Genomic DNA, 14,787 nt, shown 5'->3' on the forward strand with positions numbered 1-14,787 from the left:
AGCGGCGCCAGCGATGCCGGCGACGAGGGCAACGAGGACAACGAGGGCAACGAGGCCGACGAAGGCAACGAGGCCAACGACGAGGGCGACGAAGGCGACGAGGGCAACGAGGACGACGAAGGCAACGAGGCCGACGAAGGCAACGAGGCCAACGACGAAGGCAACGAGGGCGACGAAGGCAACGAGGACAACGAGAACAACGAAGGCGACGAGGGCAACGAGACCTTCGGTGCCGACGAGGGCAACGAGGACGACGAGGACAACGAGGACGACGAGGCCGACGAGGGCGACGAGGCCAACGACGAGGGCAACGAGGGCGACGAAGGCAACGAGGACGACGAGAACGACGAAGGCAACGAGGGAGACGAGGCCAACGAAGGCGACGAGGGCGACGAGGACGACGAGAACGACGAGGACAACGAATCCGACGAGGGCGACGAGACCGGCAACGAAGGCAACGAGGACGACGAGGGCAACGAAGGCGACGAGGACGACGAGAACGACGAGTTCAACGAGAACGACGAGGGCGACGAAGGCGACGAGGGAGAATTCGCCGACGAGGGAGACGAGGACAACGAGGGCGACGAGGGCAACGAGGACGACGAGGGCGACGAGGATGATGATCCCGCCCAGGACTTCGAAGGTGACGAAGGCAACGAGGACGACGAACAGGACGAGAACGACGAAGGCAACGAGGGCGACGAGGGTCAGCCCGTGGACGACGAAGGTGACGAAGGCAACGAGATCGGCCTGCACGACGAGAACGACGAGGGCGACGAGTCCGACGAGGGCAACGAGGGCGACGAAGGCGACGAGGACGACGAAGCCGACGAGAACGACGAGAACGACGAGGGTGACGAACTGAACGAAGCCGACGAGGGCGACGAAGACGACGAGGGCGACGAGAACGACGAAGGCGACGAGGACAACGTCTTCGACGAGGGCGACGAGGACAACGAAGCCGACGAGGGCGACGAGGGCGACGAGAACGACGAAGGCAACGAGAACGACGAGGACGACGAGGGAGACGAGAACGACGAAGGCGACGAAAGCGACGAGAACGACGAAGCCAACGAAGGCGACGAAGGCCAGAACGACGGAGACGAAGACGACGAGTTCGATGAAGGCGACGAAGGCGACGAGGCCGACGAAGACGACGAGAACGACGAGGACGACGAGGGCAACGAAAACGACGAGAACGACGAGAACGACGAGGGCGACGAGTTCGACGAAGGCGATGAAGACGACGAGAACAACGAAGACAACGAGGGCGACGAGGACGACGAGTTCAACGAGGACGACGAGGACAACGAGAGCGACGAGGACGACGAGGCCGACGAAGGCGACGAGGCCAACGAATCGGACGAAGGCGATGAGAACGACGAAGGCGACGAAGGAAACGAATTCGACGAGGGCGATGAGGGCGACGAACCTCTGACCGATCCCGACGACGGGAACGAAAACAACGAAGGCGACGAAGCCGACTCCGATTCTGCCTCGGGCAATGAAGGCGACGAAGGAAACGAAGGCGACGAAGGCGACGAGAACAACGAAGGCGACGAGAACAACGAGAACGACGAAGGCGACGAGAACGACGAATTCGACGAAGGCGATGAGGACAACGAAGCCGACGAGGACGACGAAGGCGACGAAGGAAACGAATTCGACGAAGGCGACGAAGACGACGAGAACGACGAGCACAACGAGGAAGACGAAGGCGACGAAGCCAACGAGAACAACGAGGGCGACGAAGCCAACGAAGGCGACGAAGCCGATGAAAACGACGAGAACGACGAGAACGACGAAAACAACGAAGGCGACGAGAACGACGAAGGAAATGAAGGCGACGAAGGCGGCATAGACGACGAAGGCGACGAGGACGACGAGGACGACGAAAGCGACGAGGACGACGAGAACGACGAGGACGACGAGAACAACGAGAACGACGAAGGAGACGAGTTCGACGAGAACGACGAAGAAAACGAGGGCGACGAGAACGACGAATTCGACGAGAACGACGAAGGCGACGAGAACGACGAAGACGACGAGAACGACGAGAACGACGAAGGAGACGAAGACAACGAAGGCAACGAAGGCGACGAAGACGACGAAAACGATGAAGGAGACGAAGGCGACGAAGGAGAGGAAGGCAACGAATTCAACGAAGGCGACGAGAACGACGAAGGCGACGAAGGCGACGAGAGCAACGAGGAGGATGAATTCGACGAAGGCGACGAAGGCAGCGAAAACGACGAAGGCGATGAGGGCGACGAAGCCGACGAAGGGAATGAAGGCGACGAGGGCGACGAGTTCAACGAGGGCCCCGGTGACGGCAACAACTTCGATGCCAACGAAGGCAACGAGGGTGATGAGGGCGACGAAGGAAACGAAGGCAACGAAGGCGACGAGGACAACGAAGGCAACGAGGGTGACGAGGGCAACGAGGAGGACGGCCTCTGATCCGGCGACGGATTGCCCCCCCATCGTGACGACAAGGGCCCCAGAGAGATCCGGGGCCCTTTCACCATTGCGGCGGGGCGATCTGCGCGGTGATGTCGATGCCCTGCATGCCGAAGGGCCCAAGGCAGCGCCGCGGCCATCCTTCAGGCGCGCGGGATCACGTCGGTTTCATGGGGTGGCCGATATCGCCTCATGCCGTGCAGGCGCCGGGGGGACCGGTTTGTCCCCCGGCATGGGGCGCGCCCGGCCTCGCGCTGTGCCCCCCTGCCGGGGCCCGGTCGGACCGTCCGATGGTGGGGGCCACCTGGCCCGACCACACCGATGACCGTCGCATGCCCCGCGACGGGCGCGGGCGTTTCGGGCCGGGACTTTTCCGGGGTGATGGCCGGCGCGATCCTCCCTGATCGGGGTCTTTCGCGGAGGGGACAAGAAGACGCCGCCTGCCTGTCGCTGCTGTTTTCCGTGTCGATGCAGATCATCGACGTCGCAGCCCCGGCAACGCGGGACCGCGACGGACCCCCGGTCCCGGCCTGAACCGGGATCGGGTCGTGCGTGGCGGCCTCAGACCGGCTCGGGCTTGGGAACCTTGTGCTCGGTGATCCAGGCCTCGGTCTTGACGATATCCTCCATGGAATGAACGTCGAGACAGCCCTCGGTGATATAGGGCGCGATGTCGGTGCCCATGCAGGGCCAGGGCGGCTGACCGTTGGGGTCGCGCATCCGCGAAGCCCGCAGCGCCCAGATGGAATGGTCGAAGAACAAACAGGTCGGCAGATCCTGCCGGTTGGCCGAAACCGCCCCCGCATCGGCCACGAAAGGCAGCATCCGCCCCCCCTCGACCCGCTTGCCACGGTAGGGGTGATATTCGGAATATTCATGTGACGGCACGACGGCGGACAGCCCTTCGTCGGCGATCAGCATGTCGAGGCAATCATCCAGGATACGCTCGTCGATGGTGCCGACATTGGCGTGCTGCACGACGACCATGTCCACGGGGCCGTCCTTTTCGATGATGTCCAGCGCATGGATGACGGCATCGGTGCTCTGCGCCGTGTCGGTGCACAGCTCGGCCGGGCGGCGGATCTCGCGGTATCCCATCTGTCCGGCCGTCGCGATGATGTCGTCGTCGTCGCTGCTGACGTAGTAGCGTCCGATATGCTTGCTGCGCCGCGCGGCCCCGGCGGCCCATTGCAACAACGGCACGCCATGCACCGGCAGGATGTTCTTGCCCTTGAGCGAGCTGCCGCCCCGCCCGATCATCAGGGCCACGATTGTCGGTGACTTGGTCATGAATCTCTCTTTTTTTCTGTGGTTTGGTTAGGCCGGAATACCGTCGTGAGGCACCCCGTCCGTGATTGATCGCACCAGAATGCGAAAGCATGCTGCCATCATGATACGCCCGGACCGCCAGCGTACATCCTGAAAGGCGTCGAAGACGCGGTCAAACAAATCCTCGTCCCCGAAGGGGTCCGGCCCCTCCGGATCGAGATATTGCAGGGCCACCCAGAGCGCATCGCTCGGGCTGCGCGCCTGTGCATCGGGCAAGGCCCCGACAGGTCCGGCGGAGTGGCGGTGCAGATCGACGATCCGCGCAAGATGCCGCGCGCCGGCCGCACGATTGCCGGCCATCAGCTCCAGGTAGCCACACAGCAGGAACACGCGACAGGTAGCGGCCACATCGGCCGGCGCATGGTGAATGCCCTCGAGGCGCGGCTGCCAGGCATTCAGCACGGCGGCCAGATCCCCGGCCGCACCAGTGGCAATCAGCAGGTGACATTCCATCAACACGACCGCCGCAGGTCGCATGCCCACCGGGGCCGTCCGGCCCGCCCGGATCCGTGTCAGCGCGTCGGCCAGCAAATCCTCGTCCATCAGGCCAAGCGCCGCATGGCCAAGGGCCAGCTGCATCACCGAGCGCTCGGTCTCGGCCACCTGGTCCATGTCGAGACCCTCGCGGGCAAAGGCGGCGACGGTCGCGGGATCGACCCGTGGTGCCCCCCCGGCCTGAACGAAGGACAGGGCGTCCGTGCTGTTCCAGGAATCCCAGATGACCGGATGTTCGCCGCGGTCGCCGATCACCTCCAGCCGGCGCCAGGGTCCGCCGATCTGCGAGGCCGCAATCCGGACCGTGCCCAGATTGGCCCGATACCCCAGCGTGCGCAGCGGCTCGAAGTCGTCCGGCCAGACCCGCTGCAGCGAGGCGACCTTCAGGCCCCCCTCCAGGAACACCAGCGTCACATCCTCGCGCTTCTTCTTGGCCGACAGAACCGAGATTTCGACCGTATCCCCGTCGATCCGCACCTCGTTCACCGCCTTTTCGGACCGCGGAGAGGTAAGCGCCGATATGTGCCGTCGCTTGGCAAGTTCCAATGTCAGAAGCGCGGGGCGCACCGCCTGCGCCCGGGCATCATCCTGCAGATCGCGCAACAGGCGGCGGCGCAGAACGGGATCCCGGAAATTGGCATCCAGCGGCAGCAGGGCCGCCTTGCTGTCCGCGATCACATCGCCCGGCACATCGCTGAGCTGGGCGATCCGGGCCATGTCCTGATCCGACAGCAACCGGGCCGTCACCGGCCTGCGGTCCCGAAGGGCCGGGGATCCGGTGATCAGCGATTTGGGAATATCCTGCCCGGCGGCCCGCAACCGGTTGGACATCAGATGTTCGAGGCATCGCCAGTGGTCGATGGACCGGTTGGTCCGGGTCGAAAACGTCAGCGCCTCGGGATCGACGGAGGTTCCGGCAAGGATTGCCCGCAGGATCGTGCGACTGCCGCGGCCCGCCATCTCGTAGGGGATCACGGTCAGGTTCTCTGCCCCGATCTGCGCCACCCATTTGCGTCGCAGCACGTCGGTGGCCAGATGCCGGGCGCTCGCCTCGATAAAGGCCGCAGGTTCCCGGGTTTCGCCCGCGCGGTGGATGCGTTCGCGATACTGGGAGTTGATGTAGTCGATCGGGTTCCGGATGCAGGCGACCATGCGGATGTCGGCATCCGGCAGGACGGAACACAGGACCTTGGGCGACACGGTCGGGCCGAAGAACGTCTCGTGCATCAGGATATAGGTGGAAAATTCGCCTTTCGCGATCTCCGCCGCGGCCTCTTTCCAGCGCGGGCCCACACGACGGGCGCCCACGATCTCCCGCGACAGGGGCAGGTGACGCACGCCTGCCGACTGCCAGTTGCGCTGCAGGCCGGTGCGCACGATGTCCACCCCGCCCGCGTTCAGCAGGTCGAGATTTTCATACAGGGTGTTCTGATTTGCCGAGGTGCCGGTCTTGTGCATCCCGCCATAGATCACGATCAGCGGGCGTGCCCTTGCGGCCGTCTCCGGGGCCATTGCGTGCGCAGGCCCCGGAGTCTTGTCTTTTGTCGTGCCCGTGGACGTCATGCAGTCAGGGTATCCATCCGTCGGGCGTCGTCGGTCAGGCCGTCTTCTTGAAGTACTTGTGGTGCTCGCTTTCGTTCACCTTCTTCTCCTCGGACCCGATGATCATCTCGGCTTCGCGGATCTTGGAGACGAACTCGCGGAACTCGGGCGTGGTCAGGTCCAGTGCGACGGCATCAAAATGCGCCCATTCGGTATTGCCCAGCTTGACGTGTTTCTCGACCATCTTCGCCCCTGCCGCCGCCGCCAGCATGCAGGCCGTGGCCCCGAAATCATGGCTGGAATAGGCGGGGATCAGATGCGGGTGATCCTTGGCCATGTCACGGTAATGGCGGATCACGCCGATGTCGCAGTCGTGGTGCGGCGTCGGATAGGCCGAGTTGCACTGCATCAGGTACAGCTTGTCGCACTTGGTGAAGGTATCCAGCACCCACTGCTCGTAGCTGGCATCGGTCATGCCGGTCGACAGGACGATGCCGCCCTTGTACTCGTTCGCGACCGTCGCAAGGTAGTCGGTGTGCTCCGAGATGGTCGAGGGCAGCTTGACCAGCTCCGGCTCGAACTGGAGCATGTAGCGGAACGACGGCTCATCGAGGACGGAGGCGAACCAGCGGATGCCCAGCTGCTTGCACAGCCCGTCGAGGAATTCGAAGTCGTCCTGATCCAGCTCCAGCTGGTTGCGGTAATCGCGGAACGTCGTGCCGAAGGGCGAGACGTATTTCGCGTCCAGCTGTTCCTTGGAATAGAACGTCTCCACGTCGCGCTTCTGCACCTTGACGAAATCGGCGCCGGCGGCGTTGGCCGCGCGGACCATCCGTTCCAGGCGCTGACGGTCGCCGAAGTGGTTGGTCGTCAGTTCCGCGGTCACAAGCACGCCGCCTTCGGCGCGTGCCTCGGCCGCGTCACCGGCGGGCAGGAATTCGGCGTTCAGGTCCGCAGGCGTCAGCGAGGAGAACCGCCGGTTGCCCACGTGCCGGACGTCCAGCTCGCTCTCGCGCAGCATGTACAGCGCGTTGACGAAGTAGAATTCCTGCGGGGTGATGCGCATGTTGCGGCTGTCGCCGCCCGTCGGGGCGAAGTCGCGGCCGAGGGCGGTGGAATACCCCTTGTCGGCCGAGAAGTCGAAGCCCAGCATGTAGACCGTCTGCTTGCGCCCGCGCAGTTCGGCCACCGCCCGTGCAAGACGCAGGGCCGAGACGAACAGCACATCCTCGAGCACGAAGTTCTCGGCCGGCTCGTCGGCGACGAGGCGGCTCATCATCATGTCCGTCTCTTCCTGGGAGCCGGGGGCATAGCGCGCCCGCGCCACCTCACCGCGCGGCGGTGTCAGGTCGGTGGAGGTCACATAGAGCCGCGAGCGCCAGCCGCTCTCGGCCAGGGCTTCGTGCACCCAGGTCTCATGCAGCAGGGTGATGTCGCAGGGCGCGATACGCTCCGCATCGTTGACCCCGATGACCAGCGCGCCCGACAGGACAGCCGGATCGATTTCGTCAATCGACGGACCCTTGCCCAGGATGAAGATCGTATCTGTGCCGAATGTCGACGCGATACTTTTTACCTGGCTCGAGAAATTCTCCGGCATAGGGTTTTCCTTCAACTTCGATTTCGCAATTGTGTTCCATGGCCAGCATCAGGCCGGGCAAAAGATCCCAGGAATAGGCGCCCCGGGGGTTGGTGAAACGGGCGAATGCCCCGCGCACCACGTTGTACAGGTTGTAGACCGCGCAGCCCATCAGGCGGCTTTCCTGGGTCGATTCCATTCCCGACAGGATTTCGGGATGCATGGACGACGAAAACCCGCGGATGCGCGACTGTACCGGCACGATGCTGTCACCGGTCATCAGGTGTTCGCCCAGTTCGGGCATCAGCAGAAGCGAACCGAGGTGCTTGCCGCCGTGCCACAGGGTGAAGGACACCCCCCATTCCTTGAGGCCGGAACAGAAGTTCTCGGTCCCGTCGATCGGATCGAGAATGGCGTAATAGCCATCGCTTTCCAACGGGGTGGTTCCCGCCTCGAACGTCTCTTCGCCGGCGAAGGTGACGCCGGGGATGCGCGCGGCCAGATGATCGCGGATCAGATGTTCCAGGAACACGTCCGACGCCGTGACGGGGCTGCCATCGGGCTTGATGGTGATGTCATAGCGGGTTTCCTGAATCCGGGGCATGTTGGCCGCGATCAGGTCGATCAGACCATGCATCAGATCGCGCACGGTGGCGAGGTCCGGTGGGGCGGCACCCAGGGTTAGATCCTTGGACGTCATGAACTGGCCTCTTCGGTCTGCGATTGCACCTCTGTTTGGACGCCGGAGGCGGCATGCGCAACATCCGATCCGAACAGATCGGCAAAGCGGACGCGTTGCAGGCTGTCCAGCTTGCCGGCGGGGGCGGCGTTGTACAGCGAGCATCCGTCACGCGCGACCACCGTCTGCAGATTGGCAAAGGCCAGGTTCACCATTTCGGTGCCGGACCCGCCGGGGCGGAAGTTGGCAAGCCGCTCGGCCTCCTTCTTGCCGCCGCTTTCGGACACGTAGAAATGCGTGGCCGGGCCGGAATAATCCAGGTCGACGCCGATGATGTAGATCTCGGTATAGCCCATCAGATGCGCCAGCTGCGCGGCCATCACCACCACCGTCTCCCCGCGGTGCAGATGCAGCGGCGCATGTTCGAACGGCGCCAGGGACAGCTTGAGCCCCGAGGATCCCAGCGGGATGCAGGGCACCCCCGGCGTCGCCCGCCACAGGCAGTTGGACGCCACGAAGAACTTGTCGACGCTGCCACCGTCGGCGTCGATTTCCTCGGCGTGGTTCTTGTAGAGCATGGCATCCGCCACCACGAGGTACTTGGGCTGCGGCAGGCCCACGCTCAGCGCCCGCATGCCGCGATTGACGCTGATGATGTCCTCCCCCTCCAGCAGGTGCAGGGGCAATGTGGCGATCGACGGCGCGTTGCCGACGATGAAGCAGCGTTTGCGCCTGGCGCTGCCCAACAGGTCGTCGGTCGGAAAACCGCCATAGCGCGTGCGCCAGTCGGATATGCGGTCGGCGAGGGCCTTGAACCCGGCCCATTGCGCCGCCGCCTCCAGGCGTTCGGCCACCGGGACGGACACCGGCAGGCGTCCCAGCATCGCGGTCGTCTGCCGCAGGGTGAAGCTGCGCAGGTCCTGCTCGGCCAGCCGGTCGAGGAAGTCGCAGGCCACCGCCTCGGCGCCGGCCACATCGGCCCGCCCCAGCAGGATGTCCATCTTGTTGCGCACGATGTTCCAGACCTTGGTCACGTTCGCAGCCGTCAACAGATCGTCCAGCGGCAGGTCCAGCACCGCCTGCACCCGGTCCCAGTCGCGGCGGCGCAGGAAGAACTGCAGGATCTGCTCGCGCAGCACGGGGTCCAACTCGCGGGTGCCGGCCTGGGCTTCGGCCAGTTGCCCGGCATAGGTCTCGGCCAGGGCATCGCCCTTCCTCGGATCCAGCAGCACGGCGAGCGAGTCCGACACGAACCGGATCTCGTAGCGGGCCGCCACCCGCAGCACGAGGTCCTGGATCTCGGCGGGCAGGAACCCCTGCGGATCGGGGTGCAACCGGACCAGTTCGTACAGCCAGCGCAGCACCCGCACCGACCGGGCCTCGCCCGCCAGCTTGGTCGCCATTCCGGCCTCCATCACGTCGCGCATGGCGGCGAAATCGCCGTCGCGGTAATGGATCTCCGCCATCGCGCGCAGCCACAGCATGTCGCGCCCGAACCGCTGCACGTATTCCTCGACCACCGCGCGGCATTCCTCGCTGCGCGAGGCGGCCAGCAGGGATTCGATCAGGTTGGGATAATACTTGCGCGGTGTCCGGGACGTGGCGATCAACCGGCGGAACCACCAGATCGCGGAACTGTGGCGCGTGTTGACGCTCATGACGCGGGCGACCATCTCCATCACCGGTTCGCGATAGAAACGCCGCGCCTGTCGCGCCATGATCAGGGCCGCGGTCTCGTCCACCGACTCGACGATGCGGGCCAGCGACATCATGCCCGTGGCGCGCAGGCTGTCCATGCGGATGGCGGCCGTACGGGCACGCGCCGTCTCGAGCCCCATCTGGTACACCCAGTCGGCGGGAATGCCGCCGATCTGCGACGGATCCGCTGCCTCCACCCGCTGCCACCGCTCCAAAGCGACGTCCCAGGCGTCCTGCATCACGGCGACCTGCGCCAGAAGCTTGAGGTAGACGATCTCCTTGGGGAAGCGCGCCACCAGCGACTGGATCTCCGCTTCTGCCCGGTTCAGGTTGCCCGACGCCATCAGGGCCCGAACGCCCTTGTCGTAGCTGTTGAGCTTGGCGATGCCCTTGGCCACGCGCCCGCGCTGCAACCAGATCTCGGCGGCCCCGGCCCAATCCTCGCGCTTCTCGGCAAGGGTCGCATCCAGCTTCATCAGGCGGATGTCGCCGGTCATGGCGGTGCGCACCTCTTCCAGCAGGGTCGTGGCATGATCGAGATCGCCCAGGGCAACGAAGGCTTCGGCCACCTGCACCTTGAAGGCGTCGTCCACCTGGATGCCGCTGTCCACGATACGCTGCCAGCGTTCGGGCACGTCCAGCCAGCGCCGCGCCTTGAGCGCCAGGTCGCAGTGCTGTCGCAACAGCATGGAGTTGCCCTCGAACCGCTCCAGACCGTCCAGCACGATGCGTTCCGCGCGGCCGCTGTCCCCCATGGCGGCAGCGGCCTGGGCCAGGCCGAAATACGGCTCGGCGGGCAGGGCCAGCACATCCTGCCAATACCGGGTCGCCGCGACCCAATCGCCCTTCTTCGCGGCGGCGCGGGCGCGGGCGCTCAGGGTTTCCAGCGCCGAGCCGGACGACGGCGGGGTCTTGGCCGCAGCCTTGGCAGCGGGTTTCGCCGTCGTCTTGGCGGCGGGTTTCGCCGCTGCCTTCGTCGCCGTCTTGGCCGCGGGTTTCGTCGCGGTCTTGGCGGCGGGTTTCGCCACCGTCTTGGCGGCAGGTTTCGCCGTGGCCTTCGCGGTCTTCGCCGCTTCCTTGGCTGCTTCCTTGGCCGCAGCCTTCGCCTCTTTCGCCGCGGCCTTGGCGGCCTCGTCGGCGGCAACGGTCACGGCCGTGCCCCCGGCGGCATAGGCCTCGCGATGGCTGGGACGCAGGCGCCGGGTGTTCAGGGCCCGGTTTTCCGCCAGGCCGACCAACTCGTAATGCACCAGCGGGTTCAGATCGCTGGCCCCCGCATCGGGATAGTAGGAGGTGTAGAATTTCGTATCGAAGAACTTGCCCGGGTTCAGGCCCTGCTGCGCGCCGGTGCGCAGGTAATGCTCTTCCGGTGGGGTGTTGCCTACGTCGGGATGCGTCTGCGCATACCACTTCGAATGGAATTGGCTGGATTTTCGAATGATTTCCAGCTGTTCTTCAAATGTCATTCCGACAATCCTCGTGTCCGCAATACGGATTTCTTCACAGGATCCGGCTGCGGCCGCACCCCCCCGAATGAACAGCCCCGAAAAAGCGGGCGCCCAAGATTTCACCGGAAAATCCGGCGCCATGCATCCTAGAAACTACACCCCCGAGGCGCAAGGCGGGAGTCTCCGCGCGCACGCTTCGGCGGGATGGCGCACGGCGTCCGGGGCACCCTATCGAAAGGTTGAAAACGGCCATCCCGCATGACCTTATGAAGGGACATTTCCAACGATCCCTTTCCCCCGGAGTATTCCCATGGCCGACCCGACCCTGTTCACGACCGTTGCCGACAACACCCTGCTGCCCTTCGGGGATGGCGAGGTTCATACCGTCGGCGACGACCGCATATCCGGCCCCTACGACATGACGGGCATCTTCGAGGATGGTTTCCTGCTGGGCGACCGCGTGATCGAAGATCTGTACGTGGGCACCAACGGCGGCGTGCGCTTCGCCAACGGCAGCAGCTTTTTCAGCCCCGGCTTCTCCAACGACTTCACGATCGTCCCCCTGGACCGCGATCTGATCACAGGCCGCGACTTCCCTGCCGAGGGTCAGGGGATCTTCATCGACATGAACGAAGAACGCGACTCGATCGTCGTGACATGGAACGAAGTGGGGTATTTCTATCAGCCTGGCGCGGGGCGGGCGACCTTTCAGATGGAGATTCTGGATCTGGGCGACGGCGATGCGGAGGTTGTGTTCCGCTACAACGATCTGAACTTCGATACATATTACAATGGTTTCGGCATCACCGCCGGCACGGATCCGCGCATCTACGTATCTTCTGCTCAGGCCGGGTCCCTGGATGCCCTCGACACCGCGCCCGGCAACACCGGCGTTGCGGGCGTCTGGCAGTTCCGGGTGATCGACGGCGACCTGCAGCCGCTGACCGACCTGATCGGCAATGAAATCACCGGGGATGCAACGGATGAGACGCTGGCGGGCACCGGTTTTCCCGACATCCTCGACGGGGCGGGTGGCAATGACACGATCGACGGCGGCGCAAGCAGCGACAGCCTGACAGGAGGGGCGGGCGACGACAGCATCCTGGGCCAGTCGGGGAATGACACGCTCGACGGCGGCGATGGCGACGACGACCTGCGCGGCCAGACCGGCAACGACAGCCTGTCGGGCGGCGCGGGCAACGACACCCTCGGCGGTGCCCAGGGCAACGACAGCCTGGATGGCGGCGATGGTGACGACAGCCTGTCGGGCGGCGCCAATCAGGACACCATCCTGGGCGGTGCGGGCGACGACAGCATCGGCGGCGGCGACGGTAACGACCGCATCTTCGCAGGGATGGGCGACGACACCGTCACCGGCGATGCCGTCGGATCGGACGTGTACGAGTTCGGGCGCGACTTCCTGATGGGGATGGGCGGCGACGACGTCATCTCGGGCGGGCGCGGCAACGACACGCTTGCGGGACAGGAGGGCGACGACATCCTGTCGGGCGGGTCGGGCGACGACCTGCTGTTCGGCGGCACGGGCGACGATTTCATCTTCGGCGGCTTCGACGGCGCCGACCGGGCCTGGGGCGGCGAGGGGGCGGACAAGTTCTTCTCCACCGGCGTGCGGGGCGGCGTCACCCAGGTGATGGACTACGACGCAGGCGAAGGCGACGTGCTGGTGGTCGACGGGGAATTCTTCGATGCCTCCGACTTCGAGTTGCGCGGCGTCACCGTGGTGCAACCGGATGTCCCCGGCCTGACCTTCCGGCCCACCGACCTCGTGCGCCTGACCGACAGCGGCGAGGCGATCAGCCTGTTCACCTTCGGCGCGGATTTCACCGGCGACCGGATCGTCCTGCGCCTGCCGTTCGAGGACGAGGGCGAGACGGTGACCTTCGACCTCATGTGATCACGGGCGGCGGCGGGTGGTTTCAGAAGATGAAGTCATCCGCCGTCCAGTCGCCCGGCCCGATCCACGATCGGTCGTCGGCGACCACGCGCACCTCCTCCTCGTTCCAGCGGATGACCGCGCCGATGCCGGTGCCGATCAGGCGCAGGTCGTCCATGCTTTCGATCCGGCCCCAGCCGGACAGGTCGATGCGGTCCACCCCGTGTTCGAACCCGTTGATCCGGTCGCCCTGCCCGTCGGCCACGAAGACGAAGGTATCGGCCCCCGCCCCGCCATCCAGCGTGTCGGCCCCCGTGCCCGCCAGCAGCATGTCGTCGCCCCCGCCCCCCGTCAGGTCGTCGTCGCCCCCGCCCCCGATCAGCAGGTCGTCCCCCGCGCTGCCCGTCAGGGTATCGGCCGCGGCCCCGCCCACCTGCCGCCCGCCGATGGTCGTCAGGTCCAGCGTCAGGCGCGCCATGCCGCCCGCGGCACCCCCCGTGACGAAGACCTGCGCCGCATCGCCCGTGACGGTCACGGCCAGCGCCTGAACCGCACCGATGTTCCAGTCCCAGTCCTGTTCGACACTGTGGTGATGGATCAGCTTGCCGCCCGGCAGCACCTCCAGCAGGGCCACGCCCCGATCGTCGCCCGCCGCGACCACGAAATCGCGCCCCCGGTGTTCGAATGTCTCGACCGCCGAGGCCCCGCCGAACCGCGTGGCGGGCGTGTCGTGCAGGATGTCCGCCGGAAAGAACACGCCCATCGGATTGATGCGCACCACCGACAGGCTGTCGCTTTCCCAGCCGGCAACCACGACGAAGGACGTCCCCCCGACCGCCAGCGTCGTCATCGCCCCCATGCCCGATGTCCACAGCCCCTCGTGCCCCGCGATGCTGTCGACCTGCGCCAGGTCACCGTCCGCCGCGATGCGGAAGCTGTTGAGGGTGGCAGGCGTCAGGGTCAGCACGAAATCCCCCGCCCCGACCGCGATGCTGTCGATCGCGGTGATCCCGCGCGCATCCGACTTGGCGCCCGACGCCATGGCATCGACGCCCTGCAACCGGGGCGCGCCACCGCCCGCATCCGTCAGGACGTAACTGGTCAGGCCCCGACCGCCGAACCCCGTCCCGACAAGGTAGGCACCGCCGCCCGTATCCACCTGCGTCATCAGCGAGACCTGCGCCACGTCGCCCGACGCGACCTGCAACGCCGACATCGTGCCGGGGGCCGCGGGGTCGGTGATGTCCTGGATGCGCGGCGCCCGGGCGAAGGTGTCGAACGTCAGAAGGTAGTCGCGCCCGCCGACCGTCCCGACCACACCCGCGGCAAGGCCCCCGCCACTGGCGCGCGCGCCCTGTGCGACGACGGTGGCATCGGTCGCCTGCGCCACCGACAGCATGCTCAGGACACCCATCGCATCGGCCCCCACCAGCAACCAGTCCCGCCCCGCGGACACCACCGGCAAAAGGACGGAAACATTCGAAAACGCGAACATGTCCCCTTCTGCGAAGGTCTGCTCGAGGGTCAGGGTTGGCATGATGGCTCCGATCGCTGGTGATGTCGGAGCCGTGGTGACGGGGCGGCATGTCTGGCCGGCGACGGACTGGCGCAGAAAAGACGGCGATCCCGTGGCCATTCGATAAATTTGCAACGGTTTTCCGCG

Annotated in this window: 8 protein-coding genes; 2 read left to right on the forward strand and 6 right to left on the reverse strand. The window is 65.6% G+C overall.

What is annotated here, in order from left to right; all coding sequences use genetic code 11:
• Positions 1-2,460: hypothetical protein (locus V6N07_RS17350; protein WP_371158121.1), on the forward strand; the 2,460-nt coding region annotated here is incomplete at its 5' end.
• A 561-nt stretch (positions 2,461-3,021) separates the two neighbouring features.
• Here V6N07_RS17350 and V6N07_RS17355 read toward each other — a convergent pair.
• The 5 genes from V6N07_RS17355 to V6N07_RS17375 all read right to left on the reverse strand — a co-directional run bounded on the left by V6N07_RS17355 (position 3,022) and on the right by V6N07_RS17375 (position 11,248).
• Positions 3,022-3,750, reverse strand: coding sequence for a cytidylyltransferase domain-containing protein (locus tag V6N07_RS17355; RefSeq protein ID WP_371158123.1), 729 nt, complete (start codon positions 3,748-3,750; stop codon positions 3,022-3,024).
• Positions 3,751-3,777: 27 nt separating this feature from the next.
• On the reverse strand, positions 3,778-5,796 hold the full coding sequence (locus V6N07_RS17360) for a hypothetical protein (RefSeq protein WP_371158125.1): 2,019 nt from the start codon (positions 5,794-5,796) through the stop codon (positions 3,778-3,780).
• A gap of 85 nt (positions 5,797-5,881) precedes the next feature.
• Entirely contained in the window at positions 5,882-7,426 is a 1,545-nt protein-coding gene (locus tag V6N07_RS17365) for an N-acetylneuraminate synthase family protein (protein ID WP_371158127.1), read from the reverse strand.
• On the reverse strand, positions 7,335-8,105 hold the full coding sequence (locus V6N07_RS17370) for an inositol monophosphatase (protein WP_371158129.1): 771 nt from the start codon (positions 8,103-8,105) through the stop codon (positions 7,335-7,337). Before V6N07_RS17370 ends, V6N07_RS17365 begins: the two co-directional genes overlap by 92 nt.
• On the reverse strand, positions 8,102-11,248 hold the full coding sequence (locus V6N07_RS17375; RefSeq protein WP_371158131.1) for a hypothetical protein: 3,147 nt from the start codon (positions 11,246-11,248) through the stop codon (positions 8,102-8,104). The genes V6N07_RS17370 and V6N07_RS17375 overlap by 4 nt, the downstream gene beginning before the upstream one ends.
• 292 nt (positions 11,249-11,540) lie before the next feature.
• Here V6N07_RS17375 and V6N07_RS17380 point away from each other — a divergent pair, with 292 nt between their 5' ends.
• Positions 11,541-13,145, forward strand: a complete 1,605-nt coding sequence (locus V6N07_RS17380) for a nidogen-like domain-containing protein (RefSeq protein ID WP_371158133.1) — start codon at positions 11,541-11,543, stop codon at positions 13,143-13,145.
• A gap of 22 nt (positions 13,146-13,167) precedes the next feature.
• Here V6N07_RS17380 and V6N07_RS17385 read toward each other — a convergent pair whose 3' ends face one another.
• Complete coding sequence (locus tag V6N07_RS17385; RefSeq protein ID WP_371158135.1) at positions 13,168-14,661, reverse strand: M10 family metallopeptidase C-terminal domain-containing protein; 1,494 nt, start codon at positions 14,659-14,661, stop codon at positions 13,168-13,170.
• Positions 14,662-14,787 lie beyond the last annotated feature (126 nt).

It is taken from the genome of Jannaschia sp. 2305UL9-9 (assembly GCF_041403465.1).
Taxonomy (GTDB): domain Bacteria; phylum Pseudomonadota; class Alphaproteobacteria; order Rhodobacterales; family Rhodobacteraceae; genus Jannaschia.

Coding starts and splice junctions, on each gene's coding strand:
- V6N07_RS17365 (WP_371158127.1), bottom strand. CDS start 7,426: ATGCCGGAGAATTTCTCGAGCCAGGTAAAAAGTATCGCGTCGACATTC.
- V6N07_RS17370 (WP_371158129.1), bottom strand. CDS start 8,105: ATGACGTCCAAGGATCTAACCCTGGGTGCCGCCCCACCGGACCTCGCC.
- V6N07_RS17360 (WP_371158125.1), bottom strand. CDS start 5,796: ATGGCCCCGGAGACGGCCGCAAGGGCACGCCCGCTGATCGTGATCTAT.
- V6N07_RS17355 (WP_371158123.1), bottom strand. CDS start 3,750: ATGACCAAGTCACCGACAATCGTGGCCCTGATGATCGGGCGGGGCGGC.
- V6N07_RS17380 (WP_371158133.1), top strand. CDS start 11,541: ATGGCCGACCCGACCCTGTTCACGACCGTTGCCGACAACACCCTGCTG.
- V6N07_RS17375 (WP_371158131.1), bottom strand. CDS start 11,248: ATGACATTTGAAGAACAGCTGGAAATCATTCGAAAATCCAGCCAATTC.
- V6N07_RS17385 (WP_371158135.1), bottom strand. CDS start 14,661: ATGCCAACCCTGACCCTCGAGCAGACCTTCGCAGAAGGGGACATGTTC.